This is a genomic window from Bradyrhizobium sp. BR13661 (assembly GCF_029892425.1).
Taxonomy (GTDB): Bacteria; Pseudomonadota; Alphaproteobacteria; order Rhizobiales; family Xanthobacteraceae; genus Bradyrhizobium.
The window spans coordinates 348,775-372,665 of record NZ_JARXWB010000004.1 but is presented as its reverse complement, the minus strand read 5'-3'; the positions used below and the strand labels follow the sequence as shown (position 1 = coordinate 372,665).

The window sequence follows — 23,891 nt, the reverse complement described above, 5'->3', positions numbered from 1 at the left end:
ATCAGCCCAAAATATCCTTCTGCATCTTGCCGCCGTAGAAATGGAAGAACGGCACCGGCGCGTCGTGGCGCAGCGGGCCGGTGGCGAGGCGCGAGTCGAGCTCGTTGAGCACATTCCGCGTCATGGGATGCAGATCGGCGAGCGGCTTCGAGCCGAGCTCGACCCAGACCAGCTCGACAAGCTCGGCATCGGCATGGATCACGCCTTCGACGTGATGGGTGATCGCAGACGCATCGGCCGTGAAGAAGCGCGTGTCGAAGCGCTTGACGCGGCCGGGCGGGGTGATCGCGCGGGCGATCAGGAACAGGCTGGAGGGATCGGGCAAGAGGCCCGCATCGGCGAACGGCTTCCACGGGCCCTCGAGTTTAGCCTTCACTTCGGCCTTGCGGCCGAGACACAGGCCTGTTTCCTCGCAGGCCTCGCGTATCGCGGCAATCGCGAGCGACTTGGCGCGCGAAGCCGGCGTCTTCGGGCTACCCTTGGCGAGATTAGCTTCGAGCTCAGCGGTGATGGGGGCGGCGACAGGTACGCGATGATCGTCCTTGTCGACGCGGCCGCCGGGGAAGACGAACTTGCCGGGCATGAACACCACCTTGTCGTGGCGCTTGCCGACCAGAACTTTCGGCACGGTGCCGCGGCGATCGACCAGGATCAGTGTCGCCGCATCCCGGGGACGGAAATACGGGTGGTGATCGGCTTCCTTCCCCTCGTGGATCCTGGCCTTCTCAGACGTCTGTGCCGTATCGCTCATATCCTCACCCAGACTGTTCTTGCTTATTGTGCTTACACAGGCGGAATACCATCCGGCGGGGTCTCGTCAAACCCGTGCATACGCAGAGCCCATTGCAAGCCGACCACAGCTCCCTTCACCGGCTGCAGCAGTCCGAGCGACGCAAGGAAGGTGAAGGGCAGGTAAGCCACAAACGTCAGCCAGATCGGCGTCGTGTAGTTGGTCTCGATCCACAAAATGGAGGGCACCGTGACGTGGCCGACGATGACGATGACGAGATACGCGGGCAAATCATCGGCGCGGTGCGGCGTGAAGTCGAGGCCGCAGGACGAGCAGGCGTCCGCGGTCTTGAGGAAGGCGCGGAACAGTTTGCCCTCGCCACAGCGCGGGCAGCGGCCGCGAAAGCCGCGCCTCATCGCAGCCCAGAGATCGCGTTTCTCGATGAGGCCGGTCTCGCGCGTCCAGATTTTCGGGGCCATGGTCACCATGCCTTGCCCTTTTTGCCTTTGCCCTTGTTCTTTCCTTTGCCCTTCTTGCCGGGCTTTGGCTTTGGCGGCTTGCGTTTTTTATCCGGGCTGCGGCCGGGATGCGCCTTGAACGAGGGGCGGCGCTGCGGCCCCGGTCGCCTGCGGTCAGGCGGGCTTGTCGCGCTGTCCGACGACAGCAGCTCGAAGCGCAGCGCGCCCGCGACGGGAGCGGCTTCAATCAGTCGGACGTCAACGACGTCACCGAGCTGGTACATGGTGCCGCTGCGCGTGCCGACCAGCGCGTGGCGGCCCTCGTCATAGTTGAAATATTCCGTGCCGAGGGATCGGATCGGGATCAGGCCGTCGGCGCCGGTCTCGCTCAGCTTGACGAACAGGCCGGCGCGCGTAACGCCGGAGACGCGGCCCTGAAAGCTCGAGCCGATGCGGTCGGCGAGGTGATGGGCGATCAGCCGGTCGACGGTCTCGCGCTCCGCCTTCATCGCGCGCCGCTCTGTCAGCGAAATATGGGCTGCGACCTCGCTCAGGGTTTCCGCCGTCTCGCTGTCGGGCAGCGCGCCTTCGCCGAGCCCGAGCGCGCGGACCAGCGCGCGATGCACGACGAGGTCGGCATAGCGGCGGATCGGCGAGGTGAAATGCGCGTAGCGGCGCAAATTCAGGCCGAAATGTCCATAGTTCTCGGAGGAGTACTCCGCCTGCGCCTGGGCGCGCAGCACGACCTCGCTGACCATCGGGAAATGGTCGTGGCCCTCGAGCTGGGCCAGGACGCGGTTGAACAGGGCGGGACGTAACGCTCCGCCTTTCGCAAACGGCACATCGAGAGTCTGCAGGAACTCCGCCAGCGCGTGGACCTTCTCCAGCGTCGGCTCGTCATGCACGCGGTAGATCAGCGGGAGCGATTTCTTCTCGAGCATCTCGGCCGCCGCGACATTAGCGAGGATCATGAACTCCTCGATCAATTTGTGCGCATCGAGACGCTCCGGCACGATCACGCGGTCGACGGTGCCGTCACTCTTGAGCAGGATCTTGCGCTCGGGCAGGTCGAGATTGAGCGGATCGCGCTCGTCGCGTGCGCGTTTGACGCAGGCATAGGCGGCATAGAGCGGCTTCAGGATCGGATCGATCAGGGGGCCGGTGGTGTCGTCAGGCCGTCCATCGATCGCGGCCTGGGCCTGCGCGTAGCTCAGCTTGGCGGCCGAGCGCATCAGGATGCGATGAAAGCTGTGCGAACGCTTGCGGCCGTCGGGGGCAATGATCATCCGCACCGCGAGCGCGCCGCGCGGCTCGCCCGGCACCAGCGAGCAGAGATTGTTGGAGATCCGCTCAGGCAGCATGGGCACGACGCGGTCGGGGAAATAGACCGAGTTGCCGCGATCGAGCGCGGCGCGGTCGAGCGCGGTGCCCGGGCGGACGTAGAAGCTCACATCCGCGATCGCCACGTCGACGATGAAGCCGCCCTTGTTGTTCGGATCGGGGTCCGGCTGCGCATGCACCGCGTCGTCGTGATCCTTGGCGTCAGGCGGATCGATGGTGACGAGCGGCACTTCGCGCCAGTCCTCGCGGCCCTTCAGATTTGCAGGCTCGGCCGCTTCGGCCTCGCGCTCGGCAGCGGAGGGGAATTGCAAGGGGATGTCGTGGGCGTAGATCGCGATCAGGCTGATCGCCTTCTCGGATTTGACCGAGCCGAGCTTCTCCTTGACCCGGCCGGAGGCCAGCCCAAAGCTGCGGGTGCGGACGATATCGACGCTGACGAGGTCGCCGTCCTGTGCGCCCTTCGTGTCGGCGGCTGCAATGTTCAGCTCGCGATCAGCGGCCTTCTTGTCGACCGGGATCAGCCGTCCGCCGCCTTCGGGCAGCTCGCGGAACACGCCGAGGATACGGCTCCTGGTCTTGTCGAAGACCTTGATGATGTGGCCGCGATAGGCCGGGCCTTCGCTCTCATCGGTCGGCTCGACGCGCAGCAGGGCGCGGTCGCCGACGCCGGCTGTTGTGCCGGGTTTGGGCCGGCGCGGCATGACGATGAGAATTTTGGGCGGCTCGCCGCTCTCGACCTCGTCCCATTCGCTGGGGGAGGCGATCAGCTCGCCGTCAGCGTCGCGACCTGTGATGTCGGCGACCAGTGTCGGCGGCAGGCTGTCCGGCTCGGAGACCGTATGGCGTTTTTTCTTGATGGTGCCGTCGTCGGCGAGCTCGCGCAGGAGGCGCTTGAGCGCGATGCGATCGGCGTTCTTCAGGCCGAACTCGCGCGCGATGTCGCGGGTCCCGACCGTTCCTGGATGTGCCTTGATGAAGGCGACGATGGCTTGCCTGTCGGGAAAGCCATGGTCATTCTTGCGTTTCACTTAACCTCTAATTGGTGCCGGCACTCTTCTTGGCCGGAGCTTTGGCAGCGGCTGCCTTGGTCGGCGACGTCTTGACTGCTGAAGTCTTGGCCGTCGACGCCACGCCTGCGCGCGCCTTGCTGGTGGATTCAGTTTTGGTTTTGGCCGCCTTCTTCGCGGCCGGTTTCTTCTTCGGCGCGGCGTCGCCGTCGGCGGCCTTCGCTGCGGTGTTCTTGGCCTTGGCCGGCTTCGCCGCTTTCTTCGGCTTGCCGCCGCCCTTGGCTGCGCGCTCGTCGATCAGCGCGATCGCCTGTGCAATCGTGACCGTGTCCTTTTCGAACTCGGCCGGGATCGTCGCGTTGACGCCGCCCGCGGTGACATAGGCGCCGTAGCGACCGCTCTTCACGGTGACGGTGCCGAGGGTGGGATGATCGCCGAGTGCCTTGCCGGGATCAGAACCAAAGCGGCGGCTCGGGCCCTTGGCGACCTTTTCTGCAATCAGCGTGACAGCGCGGTTGAGGCCAATATCGAACACCTCGTCGCCGGCCTCGAGGCTGGCATAGGTCTTCTCATGCTTCACGAACGGCCCGAAGCGGCCGAGGCCTGCGGTGATGGGCTCACCGGTTTCCGGATGCTTGCCGATCTCGCGCGGCAGCGACAGCAGCTTGAGCGCAAGCTCGAGCTCGACATCGCCGGGCGAGGTGCCCTTGGGAATCCCTGCGCGCTTCGGCTTCTCGCCCTCCTCATAATCCTTCTGCTCGCCGAGCTGGATATAGGGGCCGAAACGGCCGGCCTTGACCCAGACATCGCGCCCCGTCTCAGGATCCTGGCCGAGCGAACGGTCGGCCGTGGTCTCGCTGTCGGCGGCAAGCTGGCGGGTGTAGCGGCATTCCGGATAGTTCGAGCAGCCGACGAAGGCGCCGAACTTGCCGGCCTTCAGATTGAGCCGGCCATTGCCGCAGCTCGGGCACTGCCTGATGTCGCCGCCATCGGCGCGCGGCGGATAGATGTGCTGGCCGAGCATGTCGTCGAGCACGTCGAGCACCTGGGCGACGCGCAAATCCTTGATCTCGTCGACCGCGCCGATGAAGCCGGTCCAGAAATCCTTCAGCACCTGCTGCCAGGAGATCTCGTTGTTGGAGATGCGGTCGAGCTGCTCCTCCAGATTGGCCGTGAAGTCGTACTCGACATAGCGGTTGAAGAAGCTTTCGAGGAACGCGACCACGACGCGGCCCTTGTCCTCGCCGTGCAGGCGCTTCTTCTCCAGCTTGACGTAGCCACGGTCCTTCAGCACCTGCAGGATCGAAGCATAGGTCGAGGGCCGCCCGATGCCGAGCTCTTCCATGCGCTTGACCAGCGAGGCCTCCGAGAAGCGCGGCGGCGGCTCGGTGAAATGCTGGGTGACGGACAGCGACTGCCGCTTCAGCGCGTCGTTCGGGCTCATCGCGGGCAGGCGGCGGGAGTCTTCGTCCTCCTCGTCGTCGCGGCCTTCCTGATAGAGTGCGAGGAAGCCGTCGAACTTGATGACCTGGCCGGTGGCGCGCAGCTCCAGCGTGCGGGTGCCTGCCTTCGCCGTAATGTCGACGGTGGTGCGCTCGAGCTCGGCCGATTCCATCTGGCTGGCGATGGTGCGCTTCCAGATCAGCTCATAGAGCCTGGCCTGATCGGTATCGAGCTTGCGGCTCATGCTGTCGGGGCGGCGGGAGAGATCGGTCGGGCGGATCGCTTCGTGGGCTTCCTGGGCGTTCTTGGCCTTGGCCTGGTACTGGCGCGGGGCATCCGGCACATAGGCGTTGCCGTAATCCTCGCCGATCACCTTGCGCGCCTGGGTGATGGCGGACGGATCGATCTGCACACCGTCGGTACGCATATAAGTAATGAGTCCGGTGGTCTCGCCGCCGATGTCGATGCCTTCATAAAGGCGCTGGGCGATGCGCATCGTGTGCGCCGGCGCAAAGCCGTATTTGCGGCTGGCTTCCTGCTGCAAGGTCGAGGTGGTGAACGGCGCCTGCGGATTGCGCCGGGCGGGTTTTGCGTCGACCGCGGTGACCGCATAGGTCGCCAGCTCCAGCGCCTTCTTGAAATCTTCCGCTTCTGCACCGGTGCCGATGTCGAGCCGCTGGATCTTCTTGCCGTCGGCGCCGACGAGACGCGCCTCGAAGGCGTCGCCGCGCGGCGTCAGCAGGGTTGCGACCAGCGACCAGTACTCGCGGGCGACGAACTTCTCGATCTCGAGCTCGCGGTCACAGACCAGGCGCAGTGCCACCGACTGCACGCGGCCGGCCGAACGCGCACCGGGCAACTTGCGCCACAGCACGGGGGAAAGGGTAAAGCCGACCAGATAGTCCAGCGCGCGGCGCGCCATGTAGGCATCGACCAACGCGCCGTCGATCTGGCGCGGATGCTTCATGGCATCCGTGACCGCCTGCTTGGTGATGGCGTTGAACACCACGCGCTCGATCTTGTGGTCCTTGAGCGCGCGCTTCTCCTTCAGCACCTCCAGCACGTGCCAGGAGATGGCCTCGCCCTCGCGATCAGGGTCGGTCGCCAGAATCAGGCGGTCGGCGTTCTTCAGGGACTTGGCAATGTCGTTGAGCCGGCCGGCCGCCTTGGGATCGACCTCCCAGATCATCTTGAAATTCGCGTCGGGATCGACAGAACCGTTCTTTGCCGGGAGGTCGCGGACATGGCCGAAAGAGGCCAGAACCTCGTAGGACGAGCCCAAATACTTGTTGATCGTCTTGGCTTTCGCCGGCGACTCCACAATGACGATATTCATGTAGTTCCAGTAACTTACGGGGAAATATTGGGCCGATTTCCTCTAGATTCGGGTCGGCCGTTTCGACCCGAACATGGGTGGTGCGACCCTCGCTGTCAAATCGAAGCGTGTTGAAAGCCCTCCGATTGGGAAAAGTTTCATATCGAGAAAGTTGCAAATTACCACCTTGGAGTTGCGGCCGCTATGGGCGTAATGTTGCGGCGGGGCATGGATTCGGGTGGGGCTGGTGGCAAAGCCAGGAAAGAAACGCGCGCGCATCGCGTCGGGCGCGCAAGCACGCTCGCGCAACGAGGAACCGGGGGAAGGCGGGGCCGATGAGGCCGTCGCCTTCATCGCCGAGCAGGTCGGCGCCCTGCGCACGCTCGCCGCGCGCCACAAGCTCGATGTGCTGCATTATCTCCTGGGAATGACCAAGCTCGAGGCCGACGAGCACCTGCGGCTGCGGAGCAAGCGCAAGCTGTCGTGAGGGGATCACGCGCGGCTATGCCGCTCACGCCGACCGCCGTCGCGGTGCAGGCCGCAGCTTCAGCATCGTATCCGGCTGACTGAGCAACCGGCCATCCTCGGCGCGGAGTTCGAGCTTGCGCACCGGTCGGCCTTTTGCGCGATCGACCAGGATGGTCGTGATCTCCTCTGGATGATCGTCGAACTCCTCGCTCCATTGCCGGAGTGCGACCAGGATCGGGAACAAGCCGCGTCCTTTCGGCGTCAGCACATATTCCTGGTAGGCGCTGCCGTCGGAGGCGGGGGCGGTCTCCAGAATACCCTGGTCGACCATCGATCGCAGCCGCACCGACAGGATGTTTCTGGCCATGCCGAGCTTGCTCTGAAACTCGCCGAAGCGGCGCAGGCCGAACAGCGCCTCGCGGATGATCAGCAGTGTCCACCAATCGCCGATCGCCTCGAGGGCGCGCGCGATCGGGCAGGCATCGCCCTCAAAGCTGGTTCGTTTCACCATCGTTTCTCGTCCTGTCGCGTTCGCACGATTTCGGCGCCGATCACGCGGATGTGTGGTTGCATCATAAAACCATTTGGCCTAGATCGCAATGTAGTTTTATTATGCAACCACTGGAGGCGAGCATGAGGCTGAAGAACAAGACGGCACTGATTACCGGCGGCAACAGCGGGATTGGACTGGCGACGGCCAAGCTGTTCGTGGCCGAGGGCGCGAAGGTGGTGATCACAGGACGCAACAAGGAGACGCTGGAGGCGGCTGCAAAGGAGCTCGGTCCGAACGCGATCGCACTTGCGGCTGATGCCACCGACATCGCCGCGACGGAAGCCGCGATCAGGAAGGGCGCCGATAAGTTCGGCAAGCTCGACATCGTGTTCGCCAATGCCGGCATCCCCGGCGGCACGCCGCTCGGCTCAGCCACGCTCGAAGTGTTCGAGAAAGTCATCAGCACCAACCTTACCGGCGTGTTCTTCACCGTTCAGTCCGCGCTGCCTTATCTCAACGACAACGCCTCGATCATTCTCAATGGTTCGGTGATCTCGGTGCTCGGCATTCCCGGCTACTCGGCTTACGGCGCAGCCAAGGCCGGCGTGCGTGCGATGGCGCGGATCATGGCTTCCGAACTGTCGCCGCGCGGCATCCGCGTGAATGTCGTTGCGCCGGGTGCGATCCGCACGCCGATCTGGGGCGCTGCGATCGCAACGCCCGAAGCGGAGAAGGCGTTCGAGAAGCGGATCGGGCTGTCGACGCCGCTCGGCCGTATCGGTGAACCCGATCACATTTCGAAGACGGTGCTGTTCCTTGCGTCCGACGATGCCGCGCACATTCAGGGACAGGAGATCTTCGTCGACGGCGGCGCTGTCGCGTCTCCCGCCGGCGCGCCGATCTATCGCGGTTGATCAAGTGAATTGAAAATGGAATCGGCTCGCACGACTCAAATGGTTGCGCCGGCCGGTTCCCTCGTCCTGCGAGATGTATTTTCTGAACCTTGCGTGATGCGTTGAACCTTCGCGCATGCTGCCGAGACTTTTTTACGGGCGAGGGGTCATACGGTCCATTTGAGGAACCCGTTATGTCGAAAGCAGCGCGCATTTTTTCGCCGATTTCAGCACCAGCACCGCGTATTTATACCGAACGCTCCGCAGTTCCCACTGAGCATTCCGACCTGTCCGAGTTCATCGGAGTCGCCATCTTCTCCGGCATCGGCCTGCTCGTGTCGCTCGGTGCCGTGATCCTGGGCGTGCAGGGCGTCTGGTTTTAGCTCAGCCAACACCACCGATCGGTCAGCCGCCGCCGGGCTCGGCAGCGGCTGTTGTCGGCGTGAAGTTTACGCTGCGCGCAGACTCGTCGCCGCCTGAAGTGCGCCGGCGAGCGCTTTCTCGCGATGCTCCGGGCCGACCTGGATGCCGTCGGCGACGATGAATTCCGGATTCGTGATGCCCATGAAGGTGAACACGCCGCGCAAATAGGTTTCGAGGTGCTCGAGCGGTGCGATTGGTGAGCCTTCGCCGTAATAAGCGCCGCGCGAAATCGCCACGATTACGCGCTTGTTGCCGACAAGGCCCTGCGCGCCATTTGCGTCATATTTGAACGTCTTTCCCGGCACCAGGACGCGATCGATCCAAGCCTTGAGCTGGCTCGGAATCGTGAAGTTGTACATGGGCGCACCGATCACGACGATGTCGGCCGCGAGGAATTCGTTCAGCACCGCCGCGCTCGCTGCAAGGTCAGATCCGAGTTCCGCAGGCGCGGGCGCGCCCTGGGCCACTGCAAGGTGCGATCCGGAGAGATGGGCAAGCGGGGTTTGGGTCAGGTCGCGATAGACGAGGTCCAGCGAGGGCGTCGCCTGCTTGAGACGGTCGACGATGGCGGCGGAAACCTGCCTGGAGACGGAGTGGGGGCCGAGCACGCTGGAGTCGATATGGAGGAGTTTCATTTGGGTCACCCATGGTATATATTTGTAACCCGCACTACATGAGTGACTGCCGAAATCCTCGCAAGAACGCACTTTTTTGAGCCATGGGCACATCCCTGAAACCTGCACACATCAATTTTCCTGCGGCGCCGGGGCCGGATCGCGACCATGCCGACTGCCGCGGCGTCGCCTCGATCCTGTCGCGCGTGGGTGACAAATGGAGCGTGCTGGTCATCATGATGCTGAGCGACGGGCCGAAACGTTTCAACGAGCTCAAGCGCACGATCAACGGCGTCTCGCAACGGATGCTGACCTTGACCTTGCGCGGGCTGGAGCGTGACGGACTGGTCACGCGCACGATCTTCCCGACCATCCCGCCGCGCGTCGATTACGAGCTGACCGATCTCGGCCGCGGGTTGCAACAGCCGGTGATTGCGCTCGGGCAATGGGCGATCGAGCACCAAGAGCAGATCGCGGCGGCGCGGACGCGCTTCGACAGGCGCAACGGCACCTAGATCAACGATACCATTCCGCCGCCGTGACGCTCGAGCTTGCCGGCCAGCTCCAGCTCTAGCAGCACCGTGCGCACGATCGCGGGCGATGCACCGGACATCCGCACGAGATCGTCGATCGTAATGGGGGCGGGGCCGAGCAGGCCGGTGATCTGGTCGCGATCGTGCCCTTGCGGGTCGCTCTCGAACGGCTCGCTGCCGGGTTCGCCCATCGGATGCATCCGCGGCCGCTCCATGATCGGCTGAACCGCATTGATGATGTCGGCGGCTTCGGTGACGAGGGTCGCGCCCTGCTTGATCAGATCGTTGGTGCCGGCGGCGCGCGGATCGAGCGGCGAGCCGGGGACGGCGAACACCTCGCGGCCCTGTTCGGCCGCCATGCGCGCGGTGATCAGCGAGCCCGAGCGGTGCGCGGCTTCCACCACGATCACGCCGAGCGAAGCGCCCGAGATCAGCCGGTTGCGGCGTGGGAAGTCGCGGGCACGCGGCTCGTGGCCGAGCGGCATTTCGGAGATCGCTGCGCCGCTCTGATTGAGGATCGCAGTGAGCAGGTCGTCATGCTCCGGCGGATAGATGCAATCGTGCCCGCCGGCGAGCACGGCAATGGTGCCGCTCTCGACGCTGGCGCGATGCGCGGCCTGGTCGACGCCGCGCGCAAGTCCGGAGATGATGATGAAGCCGGCTTCGCCGAGCTCGCGCGCGAGCTGGCCGGCGAATTTCAAACCAGCGCCGGAGGCATTGCGCGAGCCGACGATCGCAATCATCGGCCGCATCAGCGCCGCGTTCTCGCCGCGCACCGCCAGCAGGGGCGGCGCATCGTCGAGCGTTGCGAGCCGCGCCGGATAGCCGTCCTCGCCGGGCACAAGCCAGGCGATGCCGAGCTTGCGGCTCGCGGCGAGCTCGGCCTTCGCTTCATCCGCGCTGCAGATACGCCCGGATCGCTGTGCGCCGCCGCGGCGCGCCAGATCCGGCAGGCGCTCCAGCGCGGCACGCGCGCTGCCGAAATGATCGACCAGCGAACGAAAAGTGCGGGGTCCGACATTGTCGGAGCGGATCAGCCGCAGGCGGTCGATCCGGTCTTGCTCGGTCAGCTCCACGCTTTTGTTGATGGCGTCCACGGCGTCTCATTGTGGGCGCAGCATGGAACAACCTGAGGGCGTGGGCAACAACTCCGTGCGCTTGCGCGGCCTCATCGCAATGCTAAAAGCGATCCCAATAAGAAGGGTTTTGCCATGATCTCACTCGCCGACCTCCAGCGCCGCATCGAAGCGGGCGAGCTTTCGCCCGAGGCCGCCATTGCCCAGTCGCACGCGGCGATCGAGGCCAGGGAGAAGGACGTCCGCGCCTTCGTCCGCCACGACACCTCGGCGAAAGCGCAGGCGTCAGGTCCGCTGCGCGGCATCGCCGTCGGCATCAAGGACATCATCGACACCGCCAACATGCCGACCGAGATGGGCTCGGAGATCTATCGCGGCTGGCAGCCGCGCAGCGATGCGCCTGTCGTGATGATGTTGAAGCGGGCGGGCGCGACCATCATCGGCAAGACCACGACCACCGCGTTCGCCTCGCGCGATCCGACGCCGACGCTCAATCCGCACCATCCCGGTCATACGCCTGGAGGTTCGTCGTCGGGCTCGGCCGCAGCCGTCGGTGCCGGCATGATCCCGCTGGCGCTGGGCACGCAGACGGGCGGCTCGGTGATCCGGCCCGCGGCCTATTGCGGTGCCGCTGCCATCAAGCCGTCGTTCCGGATGCTGCCGACGGTCGGCGTCAAGTGCTATTCGTGGGCGCTCGACACGGTCGGGCTGTTCGGATCGCGCGCGGAAGATCTCGCGCGGGGGCTGCTGGGAATGACCGGCCGCACCGAATTCGCAGGCATTGCGCCGGCGAAGTCGCCGCGCATCGGCGTTGTCAGGCAGGAGTTCGCCGAGGCCGTGGAGCCGGCGGCAGAAGAGGGATTGCTGGCTGCGATCAAGGCGGCCGAGACGGCCGGCGCCAGCGTGCGGACCATCGATCTGCCCGAGGCGGTCGCCGAAGCCTGGCGGATCCACCCGATTATCCAGGACTTCGAGGCGCATCGCGCGCTCGCCTGGGAGTTCGACACGCATCATGACGAGATCGCGCCGATGCTGCGTGCGAGCCTCGATGAGACGGTTGGCCTGACGCCGAAGGAATATGACGATGCACGCCGCATCGCCCGCCGTGGCCGGCGCGAGCTCGGCGAATTGTTCGAACATTTCGACGTGCTGCTGACCTATTCGGCGCCGGGCACCGCGCCGGCCAAGGAGCTCGCCTCGACCGGCTCACCCCGCTACAACCGGCTGTGGACGCTGATGGGCAATCCTTGCGTCAACGTGCCGGTGCTGAAGGTCGGCGGCCTGCCTGTTGGCGTGCAGGTGATCGCGCGCTTCGGCAACGATCCCGGTGCGCTGGCGGCTGCGTGGTTCCTGGAGAACGCGCTGGCGAAATCAGGCTAGCGCAGGTTCTGCAGCGGCAAGGGCGCGCCGGGTCTCGGCGCCTGTCGCGCTCTGCCCGAGCCAGCGCTCGGCAGCCTCGCGGCCGCTTCGGTGCAGCATGCGAATGAAGCCGCGGCCGAGATCGGCCGATGAGCGCTGCGCCAGCCCCTCGATCGAGTCTTCCGCAGCGATCGTCGAGAGCCGCAGCGCAGGTGCTGCATGCGACTGCGCCCATTCCATCGCTGCGATCTCGGCCTTGAGCGCCGAATTGGCGGCGATCTGGTCGAGGCGGCGATCGATCGCGGCGAGCGTAATCGGGACAAAGCTGTCGCGCGTGGGCGTCACTTGAATAAGCAGCAGGTCGGCGGTAGTCGATTGCCGCACCAGCCCGATCAGCGGCGGATTGCCACCAAAGCCGCCATCCCAATAAGCCTCGCCGTCGATCTCGACGGCGCAGTGGACCAAAGGCGGGCAGGTCGAGGCCAGCGCGACGTCGGCTGTGATGGCATCGTTGCCAAAAATCTGCTGCTGCCCGTCGCGGATCCGCGTCGCCGCGATCAGGAGCTTTGGGCATCGCGCCTCGCGCAAGGCGGCAAAATTGATGTCGCGCGAAAGCGCCTGGCGCAGCGGGTCGAGATCAAACGGATCGAACTGGCCCGAGCGCAGCGTCGGGCCGAACGCGACCGAGCTTCCCGCCGGCGAGAAGCCGCCGACCAGCATCAGCGAGCGGAACGAGGCCTCGTGCATCAGCCGGAGCCAAAACCGGTTCAGGCGATTGCGGGCGCCTTCGCGGCCACCCTCGGCGAGGCCGCCGGCGAGCAGCAGCGCGTTGATGGCGCCGGCGCTGGCGCCGCTGATCGCGTCGAATTCGATGGATGGCTCTTCCAGGAGCCGCTCCAGCACGCCCCAGGTGAACGCCGCAAAGGTGCCGCCGCCCTGGAGTGCCAGCGAGAGTTTTCGCGGCGGCCATTGATCGGCGCGGGTCTGCATGGGCGCAACGGAGGCAATGGTGGCGGGAGCCTGCGGGACCGGATCAGGTCGCGGCGGTGGTGGAATTGGCGCTGGCTTTGGCGCCGGAGGCGGCGCATCGGACCAGATATTGGTCGATGAAAGCAGGCGGCTCGCCGCAGTGCCCTGCGCGCGACCGTCATCATGCGTGCCGTGACTCTTCTCGCTCATTCTGAGCAACCGCGTAACGCCATTTCCTCTGTCAGGATGACAGGCATGGTCCACGTTCGCCACTGGCGCCCGCGAGCCGGACGCAAGTTGCGAACAGGATTTGGCATATAATGCGGACGCGCTGCGGCGGTATCCGTACTTTTTCCGGTCTTGGGTCGAGAACGCGACTTAAGCCTTCTCGCCGATCCGGCCTTCTTTTCCTGATTGCAATCGCTTGATGTTCTCGCGATGCATGTAGAACAGCAGTAGCGTCAGCACTGCGAACAGCGAGGCCAGCGCGAGGTGGCCGAACCACCACAGGAACAGCGGCGTGATGAAGGCCGCGACCAGCGCCGAGAGCGAGGAATAGCGGGTGGTGAAGGCGGTCGCCAGCCACAGCAGGCAGAACACGACGGCACCCGGCCAGAACAAGCCGAGCAGGATCCCGATATAAACAGCAACACCTTTGCCGCCCTTAAACTTGAGCCAGACCGGGAAGAGATGGCCGACGAAGGCGCCGAGGCCCGCCACCATCGCGGCATTGGGGCCGGCGATGTAGCCTGATATCACCACGGCCGCGGTGCCCTTGAGCGCATCGAGCAGCAGGGTCGCTGCGGCGAGACCCTTGCGGCCGGTGCGCAGCACGTTGGTGGCGCCGATATTGCCGGAGCCGATCGAACGCAGATCCTGGGTGCCGGCGAGCCTGGTCAGGATCAACCCGAACGGAATCGAGCCGAGCAGATAGCCGATGACGAGGGCCACCGGCAGGAATGCATCAAGCCCCATGGCTGTTTCTCCATGGTTCACATAGCCAGCGCCCATCAGACATGCTCGTAAACCGTCCGTCCGCCGACGATGGTCCTGATCGCGCGGCCTGTAAAGCGGGCTTCGTCGAACGGGGTGTTCTTGCAGGGCGATTTGAGGTCGTCGCGATCGACCACCCACGGTACATCAGGATCGATCACGACGACGTCGGCCGGGCTGCCGATGCGCAAAGTTCCGCCGGGCAAGCCGAGCAATTCGGCCGGCCGGGTCGACATCGCCCGGATCAGCGTCTTGAGGTCGAGCTCGTCATTGTGGACCAGTCGCAGGCCCGCCGGCAGCATCGTCTCGAGCCCGATGGCGCCGGGCGCCGCTTCCGCGAACGGCAGGCGCTTCATCTCGACGTCGTGCGGATTGTGGTCGGACATAATGACGTCGAGGAGGCCGGAGGCCACCGCGTCCACCAGCGCGCGGCGGTCGTCCTCGGTGCGCAGCGGCGGCGACAGCTTCAGGAACGAACGGTAGGGGCCGATGTCGTTCTCGTTCAGCGCAAGATGGTTGATCGAGACCGAGGCGCTGACGGCAAGGCCGGCGTCGCGGGCGCGCTTCAGGATCTCGAGCGACTCGATGCAGGACAGCGAGGCCGCGTGATAGCGGCCGCCGGTGAGCGCGACGAGGCGCATGTCGCGTTCGAGGATCACGGCCTCGGCAGCCTTCGGAATGCCCATCAGGCCGAGGCGCGAGGCGAACTCGCCCTCGTTCATCACGCCTTCGCCGACCAGATCGGGATCCTCGGTGTGATGCACGATCAGCGCGTCGAAATCGCGGGCGTAGGTCAGCGCGCGCCGCATCACCTGCGCATTGGTCACGCTCTTGTCACTATCCGTGAAAGCGACAGCGCCGGCGGCCTTGAGCAGGCCGAACTCGGTCATCTCCTCGCCGCGCATGCCTTTTGTGAGCGCGGCCATCGGCTGGATGTTGACGATCGCGGTGTCGCGCGCGCGGCGCATCACGAAATCGACGGTCGCCGAATTGTCGATGACGGGCGACGTATCCGGCTGGCAGATGATGGTGGTGATGCCGCCGGTCGCGGCCGCCTGGCTCGCCGAGGCAAAGGTCTCGCGATGGCTGAAGCCGGGCTCGCCGACGAAAGCGCGCATGTCGATCAGGCCCGGGGCGACGATCTTGCCGGAGCAGTTGACGACGTCGGTGCCCTCGGGGACGCCGGCCGCGCCAATGCCGCGGCGGGTCTCGCGGATGATGCCGTCGGCAATCAGGACGTCGCCGGGGCCGTCGAAATCCCTGGAGGGATCGACGACGCGGGCGTTGGCGAGCAGGATCGGGCGGCGGTCGGTCAGCATGGGCATCACGCGTTCGGCAGGTTGCGGGCGAGCGCTTCGAGCACGGCCATACGCACGGCCACGCCCATCTCGACCTGTTCGCGGATCAGCGATTGCGCGCCGTCGGCAACCGCGGTGTCGATCTCGACGCCGCGGTTCATGGGACCCGGATGCATCACGAGCGCATCCGGCTTGGCGTAGGCGAGCTTCTTCTGGTCGAGCCCGAAATAATGGAAATATTCCGACGTGGACGGCACGAAGGAGCCGTTCATGCGCTCGCGCTGCAGCCGCAGCATCATCACAATATCAGCGCCGTTCAGGCCCTCGCGCATGTCGCGCGCGACCTCGACGCCCATGCGCTCGATGCCGGGCGGCAGCAGCGTGGAGGGACCGACGACGCGGACGCGGGCGCCCATGGTGTTGAGAAGGATGATGTTGGAGCGCGCCACGCGCGAATGCAGCACGTCGCCGCAGATCGCGACCACGAGCCCTTCGAGCCGACCCTTGTTGCGGCGGATGGTGAGTGCGTCCAGCAACGCCTGCGTCGGATGCTCATGCGCGCCGTCGCCGGCATTGATCACGGAACCGTCAACCTTGCGCGCCAGCAGTTCCACCGCGCCGGAGGCGTGATGGCGCACCACAAGGATATCAGGATGCATGGCGTTGAGCGTCATCGCGGTGTCGACCAGCGTCTCGCCCTTCTTGATGGACGAGGAGGACACCGACATGTTCATGACGTCGGCGCCGAGCCGCTTTCCCGCGAGCTCGAACGAGGACTGGGTCCGGGTCGAGGCCTCGAAGAAGAGGTTTACCTGCGTCCGTCCACGCAGGACGGTGCGCTTCTTGTCAACCTGGCGGTTGAGCTCGACATATTCTTCGGACAGGTCGAGGAGGCCGGTGATGTCGGCCGCGGAAAGGCCCTCGATGCCCAGCAGATGCCGGTGGCCGAGGACGAAGGTCGATTTTGATGTCATTAAAGCGAGAGCTATAGGCGCGGATGGCGGGGGGAGCAAGGGCCAATGCCGGGACGGGGAGTTATCCCCTGATCTGTCTCCTGCTCCGTCATTCCGGGATGGCGCGCAAGCGCCAGACCCGGAATCTCGAGATTCCGGGTTCGATGCTTTGCATCGCCCCGGAATGACGAAATCTGGGAGGCATTGTGAAACCAATTTTTGCTGCATTTGTATCAATCGTGGCTATCTCATCCGCCCACGCCCAATCGCTCCCCGGCGGCTTCGTCTATCTGCGCGACATCGACCCCACCATCATCCAGGACATTCGCTACGCCACGCCGAACAACTTTATCGGCCGTCCGCTCGCCGGCTACGGCGCCGGCGAATGCGTGGTGAAGCGCGAGGTCGGCCTGCGGCTGAAGGCTGTGCAGCAGGACCTGGCGGCGCAGAATTTGTCGCTGAAGATGTTCGACTGCTACCGGCCGGCGCGCGCCTCGCTCGACATGGTGAGATGGTCGCAGAACGGCCACGAGACCGCGGCCGACCGGCGCTACAATCCACACATCGCCAAGTCCGAGCTGTTTCGCCTTGGCTATATCGCGAGCCGTTCGCAGCATTCGACCGGTGCAGCGCTGGATCTCACGCTGGTCGATCTCAAGGCCGACAATTCCGCCAGGATCGATCCAGCAAAAACCTATGCCGATTGCACGGCGCCGGTCTCGGCGCGGCTGCCGGAAGGCAGCGTGGATATGGGCACCGGCTATGATTGCACGGATGCCATGGGGCACACCGCAGCACCATCGATTTCGCCGGACCAGCGCGCCTGGCGCAAGCGGCTGGTGGCTGCGATGGCGAAGCAAGGCTTTGTGAACTATTCGAAGGAGTGGTGGCATTTTTCCCTGCCGGGGGCGGGCGGGGCGGCCTATGATTTCCCGATTCCGCCGCGGCGGAACTAAAATCCGCGCTGAGGATACGAGATGACGCAGCCGAGCTTCGCGACCCACGAGGTCTTCAACCAGTCGCCGCCGTTCGAGGACATCGATCTGTTTGCCGTGGACCGTCCGCTGGTCGAAGCGGTGAAGGCCAATGGCGGCGCGGCGGCGGAGCGGGAGCTGTCCGAATTCGGGAAACATTGGGGCTCAGCGGCGATGGCCGATCGCGGCCGCGTGGCAAACGAGAACACGCCGAAACTGCGCAGCTTCGATGCCAAGGGCAATCGCCGCGATCAGGTCGAGTTTCATCCCGCCTACCACGAACTGATGGCGCAGAGCGCCCATGCCGGCGTGCACAATTCGACATGGACCGTGGATGGGAGGCCGGCAGGCGATGCCGCTGAAGTCATCCGCGCGGCAAAATTCTACATGGCCTCGCAGGTCGAGACTGGTCATCTCTGTCCGATCACGATGACGCGTGCTTCCGTCGCCGCGCTGGCGATGCAGCCGGACCTGCTCGCGCGCGTGATGCCGGTGCTGTCGACCAGAAGCTACGATCCCAGCTTCGCGCCGTGGTGGGACAAGCGCGGCATGACGCTCGGCATGGGCATGACCGAGAAGCAGGGCGGCACTGACGTGCGCGCCAACATGACGCGCGCGGTGCGGGAAGGGAACGCCTATCGCGTCACCGGCCACAAATGGTTCATGTCGGCGCCGATGTGCGACGCGTTCCTGGTGCTGGCACAGGCTGAGCAGGGATTGACCTGCTTCTTCATGCCGCGTTTTGCGCCCGATGGCTCGGTGAACGCGATCCAGTTCCAGCGGCTGAAGGACAAGCTCGGCAACCGCTCCAATGCATCCTCGGAGGTCGAGTTCGTCGGCGCGTATGCCGAACGCGTCGGTGAGGAGGGCAAGGGCATCCGCACCATCATCCAGATGGTGCAGCTGACGCGGCAGGATTGCGCGATCGCCTCTAGCGGCCTGATGCGCTCGGGGCTCGCACATGCGCTGCATCACGCCCGCCACCGCAGCGTGTTCCAGAAGCATCTCGCCGATCAGCCCTTGATGCAGGCCGTGCTATCCGACATGGCTCTGCATGTGGAGGCGAGCACGGCGCTGGTGATGCGGCTCTGCCGCGCCTTCGACCGCACGCCGCATGATGCGGCGGAGGCCGCCTATATGCGGCTGCTGACGCCCGCGGTCAAATACTGGACCTGCAAGAGCGCGCCGCCGTTTCTGTACGAGGCTATGGAGTGCCTCGGCGGCAATGGTTATGTCGAGGATGGCATTCTGGCGCGCCATTACCGTGAGGCGCCGGTCAACGCGATCTGGGAAGGCTCGGGCAATGTGATGTGCCTCGATGTGCTCCGCGCTCTCTCGCGCGAGCCGGAGCCTGCGATGGCGGTGCTGAAGTCCCTTGCGGCTGAGACGAAAGGACTGCCGGGGACGGGTGAGGCGGTCGCCTATATCGGCAAGACCTTCCGCCGGGCCGACGGCGAACGCGTCGCTCGCCTGGCCGTTGAGAGGCTGGCACTGCTCGCGGCCACAGCAGCGCTCAACGGTGTCTCACCCCACCACGCCGAGCTCTTCGCCGTCACGCGTCTCGCCACCAATCACGCCAGCACGTACGGCGCGATCGAGCTCGAGAGCAGCGACGTGCATGCGCTGCTGCAGCGGGCGCTGCCGTGAGCCTGCCAAACGAAAGCCTCTCGGTGGATTCCCTCAATCCCGACCATCCGCCGCTGATCGTGACGTCCGCGCCGTTGCGCGTCTGGAAGTTCTGGGGCACGGCGCTGTGGGGCCTGCTCATCTTCGTTGCGATGTTCGTCGGCCAGGTCGGGGCGATCCTGCTTCTGATTGCGATGCGCGGGCTGCCGCTCGACATGGGCTCGATCCAGTCCGTCGGCCGCGAACCGCAGGCGTTGGCGCTGTCGGTCATCATGGGCCTGCCTGCGACGTTAGCTGCGGTGTGGCTCGCCATCCGCGTCAAGAAGGCCTCCTTCGTCGACTATCTCGCGCTGCGCTGGCCAACCTGGCGGCAATTCCTGCTCGGTGCGGCCGGGCTTCTGCTGACTGTGCTCGCTTGGGAGGTGGTGTCGCGATCCCTCGGCCGCGAGGCGACGCCGGGCTTCATGACCGACCTCCTCAAATCCGGCCGCGACAAGGGCGCGGCGCTGCTGTTGCTGTTCGCCTTCAGCGTGGCTGCGCCGATGTCGGAAGAGGTGCTCGCGCGCGGCTTCCTGTTCCGCGGTTGGTCTGCGAGCTTCCTGCGCGTGCCCGGCGCGATCATCCTGTCGTCACTGGTGTGGACGGCGGTGCATCTGCAATACGATCTGTACTTCCTCGCCGAGGTCTTCTCGATCGGCCTCTGGTTCGGCTACATGCGCTACCGTGCCAACTCACTCTGGCTCACCATCGTGCTGCATGCGCTGAACAACCTGACCGCGGTGGTGCTGACGATGTGGCTGGGGAGCTGAGGCCTCAGGCCACCAGCGCGATCGCAATCGGCATCGTGATCGCGGCCAAAATCGTCTGCAGCGTGATGATCTGCGCCAAGAGCGGCGCATCGCCGCCCATCTGGCGGGCCAGCACATAGGCGCTTGGCGAGGTCGGCACTGCCGCGCAGATCGCAACGATGGCGAGGTTGGTGCCCGTCAGCCCGAACCAGACGGCGAGCGCCAGCGCAAGCACCGGCATCAGCGCCAGCTTGAACGCCACGCCGATCGTTGCGCCCAGGCTCGGGCGGAGCAGGCCTTTGAGCTGAAGGCCCGCACCGGTGACCAGCAGCCCGATCGCGAGGGAGGAGCGACCGAGGGCGTCCGCGACCTCGTGCCAGATCTTTGGCAGCGGCAGATGGACGACATTGATGACGAGGCCGATGGCGCAGGCCCAGATCAGGGGATTGCGGATCACGGTCATGGCGATGGCGCGCGCGGACTGCTTCTCCGGGGACGCATAGTGCGCGAGCACGGCAACGCTGAAGACGTTGACGAGAGGGATGATCGCGACCATCGCGACCGATGCCAGCGCCAGTCCGACGTCGCCATAAAGATTGGCGGAGACGGACAGTGCCACATAGGTCTGCCAGCGCGTCGCGCCTTGGAAGATCGAGGTGAAGGCCGGGCCGTCGATATCGAGCCGCGCCAGCGCTGGGCGCAGCGCGAGGCACAACAGCGACATCGCCAGCGCCGACAGCAACAGCGCGCCGCCGACGCCGGCAACCGGCACATTTGTGAGGTCGGCCCTCACCAGCGTCTGGATCAAGAGCATCGGGAACAGGACGAAATAGGTCAGACGCTCCAGCCCGTGCCATTGCGTGTCGAGCCGCATCAGGCTGTGCCGGAGCACCGCGCCGAGCACGATCAGGATGAAGACCGGCAGCAGCGCGGCGATCACGGCGGCCATGCGCCTAGTCCTTCTTCAGCACGAAATCGGCACCGCGCGTCCCGAAGCGGGGGCCTTTTGGTGTGATGGTGTGCTTGGGGTCCATCCAGTCGCCGGTGATTTCGTTCGTGGCGGTGAAGTGCGCGACGTAGAGGCCATTGAGGACGGCGTCATCTCCCTTGATGTATCCGGTCTCGGTCCACTTGATCAGCGAGCCCTCGACCATTCCCATCACTCTTGTCGTCGTGTCGAAGGTCGGCCACTCCATCGTGCCGGTGAATTCACTGCCCGAGATCGCATCGACAGTCAGCTTGACGGCAAAGCTGTCGTTGATGTCGTGCGAATATTGATTGAATGTCCCGGACCAGGTGCCCTTGAGCTCCGAGGCGGCATGATCTTCCGCGGCAAACGAGCCCGGGACGGCGAGGAGAGCAAGGAGGAGGGCGCCGATCGATATTGTTGTTCTTGCCGGCAGTGCCATCAGTCGCTTCCAATCAGCCTTGCCGCAGATTGGCGAGCCGGTCGAGCGCGCCTTGCAGGATGAAGATGGCGGCGTGCTCGTCGATCACCTCGGCGCGCTTGGCGCGGCTGACGTCCATGCCGATCAGCTCGCGCTCGACGGCTGCGGTCGAGAGGCGCTCGTCCCAGAGGCCGATCGGCAGCGCGGTCAGATTGGCCAGGTTGCGGGCGAAGGCACGGGTCGACTGCGCACGCGGGCCTTCGCTGCCGTCCATGTTGATGGGCAGGCCGAGCACGAAGCCGACGACCTTGCGCTCGGTTGCGATCGCAAGGAGGCGAGCGGCGTCCTGCTTGAACTGCTTGCGCTGAATGGTCTCGACACCGGTCGCCAGCCGCCGGTCCGGATTGGAGACGGCTACGCCGATGGTCTTGGTGCCCAGATCAAGGCCGATCAACCCGCCGCGTTCGGGCCAGTGGGTTGCAGCATCGACGAGAGGCAGGATAAGAGCCGGCATGGACTAGCGCATATCATGCGTTGCGCCGCGGAGTGAACCCTGAACGATGGATGCACTGACTCTATTCGGCTTGTTTGCCGTGACCGCGATGCTGGTCACTTACGCGATGGAGGACCGCAGTCCCTGGTTCGTGCTGCTGTTCGCCGCCTCCTGCGCGCTGGGCTCGGCCTACGGCTTCCTGCAGGGGGCCTGGCCGTTCGGCCTCGTCGAGGCGATCTGGACCCTCGTTGCGCTGCGGCGGTGGTGGATCAGGCCGCGATGATCTCGTCATCCCCGGTCAGGCAAGACCGGAAGCCCTGAAGCGCACTGGTTTGATGGCCGGCGCGGCGCTGGATGAACAGCGTCTCGACGCGGGCGTGCAACGGGCTCAGGGCGTGCATCGTCACGCTGCCGCTCATCGCACTGCGTTCGACCACCGTGCGTGGCAGCAGCGTCACACCCATGTCGGCGGCGACACAGCCGATCATGCCGTCGAGCGTGCCGAGCTCAAAGCGCGCCGCCGACGGCCAGCCGAACTCGACAAATATCTGTTCGAGCCGCTGGCGATAAGTGCAGCCGGTACGGAACACCAGCGCAGTCGGGCCTGACTCAGACGTGCCGGCGCGCAGCTCGGCGAGCGAAGCCCAGCGCCGCGCGCTCACAAGCACCAGCTCTTCGCGAAAGGCGCTCGTCGCGGTGAGGTCGGCATGCGTGATGGGCCCGGCGACGAACGCTCCATCCAGCGTGCCCTCGAGCACCCCGTCGACGAGATCGGCGGTCGGCGACGTGCGCAGGCTGAGGCGGACTGCGGGGAAGCGGTGGTGGAAATCGGCGAGCAGCGTCGGCAGCCGCACTGCGGCTGTCGTCTCCATCGATCCGATCGAAAGCGGTCCCTTTGGCTCGCCATCGTCGCGCGCGGCGAGCACGGCTTCACGCGACAACGCGGCCATCCGCTGGGCGTAGGGGAGGAGACGTTTGCCCGCGCCGGTCAGCGCCATGCCGCGGCTGTGGCGCTCGAACAGCGGCGTGCCGATCTCGCCCTCCAGCGCCTTGATGCGCTGGGTGACGTTGGACTGCACCGTGTTGAGCTCTTCGGCGGCGCGGGTGATGCCGCCGGTGCGGGCGACCGCGGCAAAGGTCTGGAGGTCGCTCAGTTCCATGGCGTCGTTTCACTTTTGTGATGGCAACGTTCTCTACAATTCATTTTTCGAGAATGCTAGTTGGGCCTAGGGTTCGTGTCCAGAGGTGGGAGAGGACCCAATGCCGATCGCGACGCCGCTGACCACGCTGCTGGGAATCAAGCATCCCGTCCTGCTGGCGCCGATGGACATCATCGCCGGCAGCCGGCTGGTGAGATCAGTGAGCCGTGCCGGCGGTTTCGGCATTCTGGGCGGCGGCTATGGCGAGCGGGCGTGGCTGGAGCAGGAGACGGCCAAGCTCGCTGACCTGTCCGCGCCGTTCGGGATCGGCTTCATCACCTGGAGCCTCGCCAAACGACCCGAACTGCTCGATGTCGCGCTCGCGGCAAAACCATCCGCGATCATGCTCTCGTTCGGCGATCCCGCGCCGTTCTCGCCGCGGATCAAGTCTGCCGGTGCGCGGCTGATCTGCCAGGTGCAGGACGAGGCGATGGCACAGCAGGCGCTCGATGCCGGCGCGGACATCTTGATCGCGCAGGGGACGGAGGCGGGCGGTCATGGCGCCTCGCGCACCACGGTCGATCTCGTGCCGGCGATCGTCGATCTTGCCGCGGGCCGTGTGCCCGTTGTCGCCGCCGGCGGAATCGCTGACGGGCGCGGGCTAGCCGCCATGATGATGCTCGGTGCGAGCGGCGTGCTGCTCGGTACGCGTTTCTATGCGAGCCAGGAGGCCGACGGCGCTGAAGAGGCCAAGCGGCGCATCTGTGCGGCCAAGAGCGGTTCGACCGTGCGTGGCATCGTGTTCGATCTCTCGCGCAACAATGTCTGGCCGGCGCCGTTCACGGGACGGTGTCTGGTCAACGACCACGCCAGGCGCTGGGTCGGTCGTGAGGTCGAGATGATGCAGAATGTTGCCAAGGTTGCCGCTGATTATGCCGCGGCGAAGGCGAGCGGCAATTTCGACGTCGCCGCCGTGATCGCAGGTGAGGCGGTCGGCCTGATCCATGATATTCCACCGGCGGCCGAGATCGTTGAACGGATTGCGGCGGAGGCCGAGCAGTTGCTCGCCGGCCGACGCAACTCCATCGCATCGCTCGCCTGAACCAGGAAAGACCCA

General features: G+C 65.4%; 25 protein-coding genes. 10 read left to right on the top strand and 15 right to left on the bottom strand.

Translation table 11 applies throughout. From position 1 onward, the window contains the following. Position 1 precedes the first annotated feature (1 nt). Genes M2427_RS09465 through topA form a run of 4 tightly spaced genes read right to left on the bottom strand, consistent with a single transcriptional unit; the run spans position 2 to position 6,315 of the window. Entirely contained in the window at positions 2 to 751 is a 750-nt protein-coding gene (locus M2427_RS09465) for an NUDIX hydrolase (protein WP_280705977.1), read from the bottom strand. A 32-nt stretch (positions 752 to 783) separates the two neighbouring features. After that, complete coding sequence (locus M2427_RS09460) at positions 784 to 1,218, bottom strand: DUF983 domain-containing protein (RefSeq protein ID WP_280705976.1); 435 nt, start codon at positions 1,216 to 1,218, stop codon at positions 784 to 786. After that, complete coding sequence (rnr, locus tag M2427_RS09455; RefSeq protein WP_280705975.1) at positions 1,212 to 3,557, bottom strand: ribonuclease R; 2,346 nt, start codon at positions 3,555 to 3,557, stop codon at positions 1,212 to 1,214. The genes M2427_RS09460 and rnr overlap by 7 nt, the downstream gene beginning before the upstream one ends. Before the next feature lie 7 nt (positions 3,558 to 3,564). After that, positions 3,565 to 6,315, bottom strand: a complete 2,751-nt coding sequence (gene topA / locus M2427_RS09450) for a type I DNA topoisomerase (RefSeq protein WP_280705974.1) — start codon at positions 6,313 to 6,315, stop codon at positions 3,565 to 3,567. A 226-nt stretch (positions 6,316 to 6,541) separates the two neighbouring features. Between topA and M2427_RS09445 the strand changes: the two genes are divergently transcribed. Continuing rightward, positions 6,542 to 6,781 (top strand): hypothetical protein, encoded by a 240-nt coding sequence (locus M2427_RS09445; protein WP_280705973.1) that lies wholly within the window; start codon positions 6,542 to 6,544, stop codon positions 6,779 to 6,781. A gap of 24 nt (positions 6,782 to 6,805) precedes the next feature. Here M2427_RS09445 and M2427_RS09440 read toward each other — a convergent pair whose 3' ends face one another. After that, entirely contained in the window at positions 6,806 to 7,273 is a 468-nt protein-coding gene (locus tag M2427_RS09440; protein ID WP_280705972.1) for a helix-turn-helix domain-containing protein, read from the bottom strand. 122 nt (positions 7,274 to 7,395) lie between these two features. On the opposite strand from M2427_RS09440, the gene M2427_RS09435 reads away from it, so the two are divergent. Both M2427_RS09435 and M2427_RS09430 read left to right on the top strand, forming a co-directional pair. Continuing rightward, on the top strand, positions 7,396 to 8,169 hold the full coding sequence (locus M2427_RS09435; RefSeq protein WP_280705971.1) for an SDR family oxidoreductase: 774 nt from the start codon (positions 7,396 to 7,398) through the stop codon (positions 8,167 to 8,169). 173 nt (positions 8,170 to 8,342) lie between these two features. Further along, positions 8,343 to 8,531, top strand: coding sequence for a hypothetical protein (locus tag M2427_RS09430; protein WP_280705970.1), 189 nt, complete (start codon positions 8,343 to 8,345; stop codon positions 8,529 to 8,531). A gap of 66 nt (positions 8,532 to 8,597) precedes the next feature. Here M2427_RS09430 and M2427_RS09425 read toward each other — a convergent pair whose 3' ends face one another. Continuing rightward, a complete protein-coding gene (locus M2427_RS09425) occupies positions 8,598 to 9,206 on the bottom strand; it encodes an FMN-dependent NADH-azoreductase (protein WP_280705969.1) in 609 nt (202 codons plus the stop codon). Between the two features lie 83 nt (positions 9,207 to 9,289). Here M2427_RS09425 and M2427_RS09420 point away from each other — a divergent pair, with 83 nt between their 5' ends. Continuing rightward, positions 9,290 to 9,700 carry a helix-turn-helix domain-containing protein gene (locus tag M2427_RS09420; RefSeq protein ID WP_280705968.1) on the top strand — a complete coding sequence of 137 codons (411 nt, stop codon included), beginning with the start codon at positions 9,290 to 9,292 and terminating at the stop codon, positions 9,698 to 9,700. Here the strand turns inward: M2427_RS09420 and dprA are convergent. Then, complete coding sequence (dprA, locus tag M2427_RS09415) at positions 9,697 to 10,815, bottom strand: DNA-processing protein DprA (RefSeq protein WP_280705967.1); 1,119 nt, start codon at positions 10,813 to 10,815, stop codon at positions 9,697 to 9,699. The two genes, M2427_RS09420 and dprA, sit on opposite strands and share 4 nt — an antisense overlap. 114 nt (positions 10,816 to 10,929) lie before the next feature. Between dprA and M2427_RS09410 the strand changes: the two genes are divergently transcribed. Then, positions 10,930 to 12,174, top strand: coding sequence for an amidase (locus M2427_RS09410; protein WP_280705966.1), 1,245 nt, complete (start codon positions 10,930 to 10,932; stop codon positions 12,172 to 12,174). Here the strand turns inward: M2427_RS09410 and M2427_RS09405 are convergent. The 4 genes from M2427_RS09405 to M2427_RS09390 all read right to left on the bottom strand — a co-directional run bounded on the left by M2427_RS09405 (position 12,166) and on the right by M2427_RS09390 (position 16,387). Beyond that, entirely contained in the window at positions 12,166 to 13,332 is a 1,167-nt protein-coding gene (locus M2427_RS09405) for a patatin-like phospholipase family protein (protein WP_280705965.1), read from the bottom strand. The two genes, M2427_RS09410 and M2427_RS09405, sit on opposite strands and share 9 nt — an antisense overlap. A gap of 168 nt (positions 13,333 to 13,500) precedes the next feature. Then, positions 13,501 to 14,097 carry a glycerol-3-phosphate 1-O-acyltransferase PlsY gene (gene plsY, locus M2427_RS09400; RefSeq protein ID WP_280705963.1) on the bottom strand — a complete coding sequence of 199 codons (597 nt, stop codon included), beginning with the start codon at positions 14,095 to 14,097 and terminating at the stop codon, positions 13,501 to 13,503. A gap of 35 nt (positions 14,098 to 14,132) precedes the next feature. Continuing rightward, complete coding sequence (locus tag M2427_RS09395) at positions 14,133 to 15,434, bottom strand: dihydroorotase (protein ID WP_280706042.1); 1,302 nt, start codon at positions 15,432 to 15,434, stop codon at positions 14,133 to 14,135. Positions 15,435 to 15,439: 5 nt separating this feature from the next. Continuing rightward, positions 15,440 to 16,387, bottom strand: coding sequence for an aspartate carbamoyltransferase catalytic subunit (locus M2427_RS09390; protein ID WP_015685626.1), 948 nt, complete (start codon positions 16,385 to 16,387; stop codon positions 15,440 to 15,442). A 218-nt stretch (positions 16,388 to 16,605) separates the two neighbouring features. Between M2427_RS09390 and M2427_RS09385 the strand changes: the two genes are divergently transcribed. Genes M2427_RS09385 through M2427_RS09375 form a run of 3 tightly spaced genes read left to right on the top strand, consistent with a single transcriptional unit; the run spans position 16,606 to position 19,775 of the window. Further along, on the top strand, positions 16,606 to 17,322 hold the full coding sequence (locus M2427_RS09385) for a M15 family metallopeptidase (RefSeq protein WP_280705961.1): 717 nt from the start codon (positions 16,606 to 16,608) through the stop codon (positions 17,320 to 17,322). Positions 17,323 to 17,343: 21 nt separating this feature from the next. Then, positions 17,344 to 18,987 (top strand): acyl-CoA dehydrogenase family protein, encoded by a 1,644-nt coding sequence (locus tag M2427_RS09380; protein WP_280705960.1) that lies wholly within the window; start codon positions 17,344 to 17,346, stop codon positions 18,985 to 18,987. Between the two features lie 23 nt (positions 18,988 to 19,010). Further along, positions 19,011 to 19,775, top strand: a complete 765-nt coding sequence (locus tag M2427_RS09375; RefSeq protein ID WP_280706041.1) for a CPBP family intramembrane metalloprotease — start codon at positions 19,011 to 19,013, stop codon at positions 19,773 to 19,775. Positions 19,776 to 19,779: 4 nt separating this feature from the next. Here M2427_RS09375 and M2427_RS09370 read toward each other — a convergent pair whose 3' ends face one another. From M2427_RS09370 to ruvX, 3 genes are read right to left on the bottom strand one after another with little or no spacing between them, the layout of a single operon-like run. Continuing rightward, the gene (locus tag M2427_RS09370) at positions 19,780 to 20,703 is read right to left on the bottom strand and encodes an AEC family transporter (RefSeq protein ID WP_280705959.1); all 924 of its coding nucleotides are present in this window, start codon (positions 20,701 to 20,703) and stop codon (positions 19,780 to 19,782) included. A 4-nt stretch (positions 20,704 to 20,707) separates the two neighbouring features. Continuing rightward, the gene (locus tag M2427_RS09365) at positions 20,708 to 21,163 is read right to left on the bottom strand and encodes a hypothetical protein (protein WP_280705958.1); all 456 of its coding nucleotides are present in this window, start codon (positions 21,161 to 21,163) and stop codon (positions 20,708 to 20,710) included. A gap of 13 nt (positions 21,164 to 21,176) precedes the next feature. Continuing rightward, positions 21,177 to 21,656: a Holliday junction resolvase RuvX gene (gene ruvX, locus M2427_RS09360; RefSeq protein ID WP_254135435.1), complete on the bottom strand. Its 480-nt coding sequence runs from the start codon at positions 21,654 to 21,656 to the stop codon at positions 21,177 to 21,179. Between the two features lie 46 nt (positions 21,657 to 21,702). Here ruvX and M2427_RS09355 point away from each other — a divergent pair, with 46 nt between their 5' ends. Next, positions 21,703 to 21,918, top strand: a complete 216-nt coding sequence (locus tag M2427_RS09355) for a hypothetical protein (protein ID WP_102690395.1) — start codon at positions 21,703 to 21,705, stop codon at positions 21,916 to 21,918. Here the strand turns inward: M2427_RS09355 and M2427_RS09350 are convergent. After that, positions 21,905 to 22,795, bottom strand: coding sequence for a LysR family transcriptional regulator (locus M2427_RS09350; protein WP_280705956.1), 891 nt, complete (start codon positions 22,793 to 22,795; stop codon positions 21,905 to 21,907). The genes M2427_RS09355 and M2427_RS09350 overlap by 14 nt on opposite strands. 100 nt (positions 22,796 to 22,895) lie before the next feature. Here M2427_RS09350 and M2427_RS09345 point away from each other — a divergent pair, with 100 nt between their 5' ends. Continuing rightward, positions 22,896 to 23,876, top strand: a complete 981-nt coding sequence (locus M2427_RS09345; RefSeq protein WP_280705955.1) for a nitronate monooxygenase — start codon at positions 22,896 to 22,898, stop codon at positions 23,874 to 23,876. Positions 23,877 to 23,891 lie beyond the last annotated feature (15 nt).

Coding starts and splice junctions, on each gene's coding strand:
- M2427_RS09460 (WP_280705976.1), bottom strand. CDS start 1,218: ATGGTGACCATGGCCCCGAAAATCTGGACGCGCGAGACCGGCCTCATC.
- M2427_RS09355 (WP_102690395.1), top strand. CDS start 21,703: ATGGATGCACTGACTCTATTCGGCTTGTTTGCCGTGACCGCGATGCTG.
- M2427_RS09410 (WP_280705966.1), top strand. CDS start 10,930: ATGATCTCACTCGCCGACCTCCAGCGCCGCATCGAAGCGGGCGAGCTT.
- M2427_RS09465 (WP_280705977.1), bottom strand. CDS start 751: ATGAGCGATACGGCACAGACGTCTGAGAAGGCCAGGATCCACGAGGGG.
- M2427_RS09380 (WP_280705960.1), top strand. CDS start 17,344: ATGACGCAGCCGAGCTTCGCGACCCACGAGGTCTTCAACCAGTCGCCG.
- M2427_RS09435 (WP_280705971.1), top strand. CDS start 7,396: ATGAGGCTGAAGAACAAGACGGCACTGATTACCGGCGGCAACAGCGGG.
- M2427_RS09365 (WP_280705958.1), bottom strand. CDS start 21,163: ATGGCACTGCCGGCAAGAACAACAATATCGATCGGCGCCCTCCTCCTT.
- M2427_RS09350 (WP_280705956.1), bottom strand. CDS start 22,795: ATGGAACTGAGCGACCTCCAGACCTTTGCCGCGGTCGCCCGCACCGGC.
- topA (WP_280705974.1), bottom strand. CDS start 6,315: ATGAATATCGTCATTGTGGAGTCGCCGGCGAAAGCCAAGACGATCAAC.
- M2427_RS09390 (WP_015685626.1), bottom strand. CDS start 16,387: ATGACATCAAAATCGACCTTCGTCCTCGGCCACCGGCATCTGCTGGGC.
- ruvX (WP_254135435.1), bottom strand. CDS start 21,656: ATGCCGGCTCTTATCCTGCCTCTCGTCGATGCTGCAACCCACTGGCCC.
- M2427_RS09440 (WP_280705972.1), bottom strand. CDS start 7,273: ATGGTGAAACGAACCAGCTTTGAGGGCGATGCCTGCCCGATCGCGCGC.
- M2427_RS09395 (WP_280706042.1), bottom strand. CDS start 15,434: ATGCTGACCGACCGCCGCCCGATCCTGCTCGCCAACGCCCGCGTCGTC.
- M2427_RS09370 (WP_280705959.1), bottom strand. CDS start 20,703: ATGGCCGCCGTGATCGCCGCGCTGCTGCCGGTCTTCATCCTGATCGTG.
- M2427_RS09425 (WP_280705969.1), bottom strand. CDS start 9,206: ATGAAACTCCTCCATATCGACTCCAGCGTGCTCGGCCCCCACTCCGTC.
- M2427_RS09345 (WP_280705955.1), top strand. CDS start 22,896: ATGCCGATCGCGACGCCGCTGACCACGCTGCTGGGAATCAAGCATCCC.
- M2427_RS09405 (WP_280705965.1), bottom strand. CDS start 13,332: ATGAGCGAGAAGAGTCACGGCACGCATGATGACGGTCGCGCGCAGGGC.
- M2427_RS09420 (WP_280705968.1), top strand. CDS start 9,290: ATGGGCACATCCCTGAAACCTGCACACATCAATTTTCCTGCGGCGCCG.
- plsY (WP_280705963.1), bottom strand. CDS start 14,097: ATGGGGCTTGATGCATTCCTGCCGGTGGCCCTCGTCATCGGCTATCTG.
- M2427_RS09430 (WP_280705970.1), top strand. CDS start 8,343: ATGTCGAAAGCAGCGCGCATTTTTTCGCCGATTTCAGCACCAGCACCG.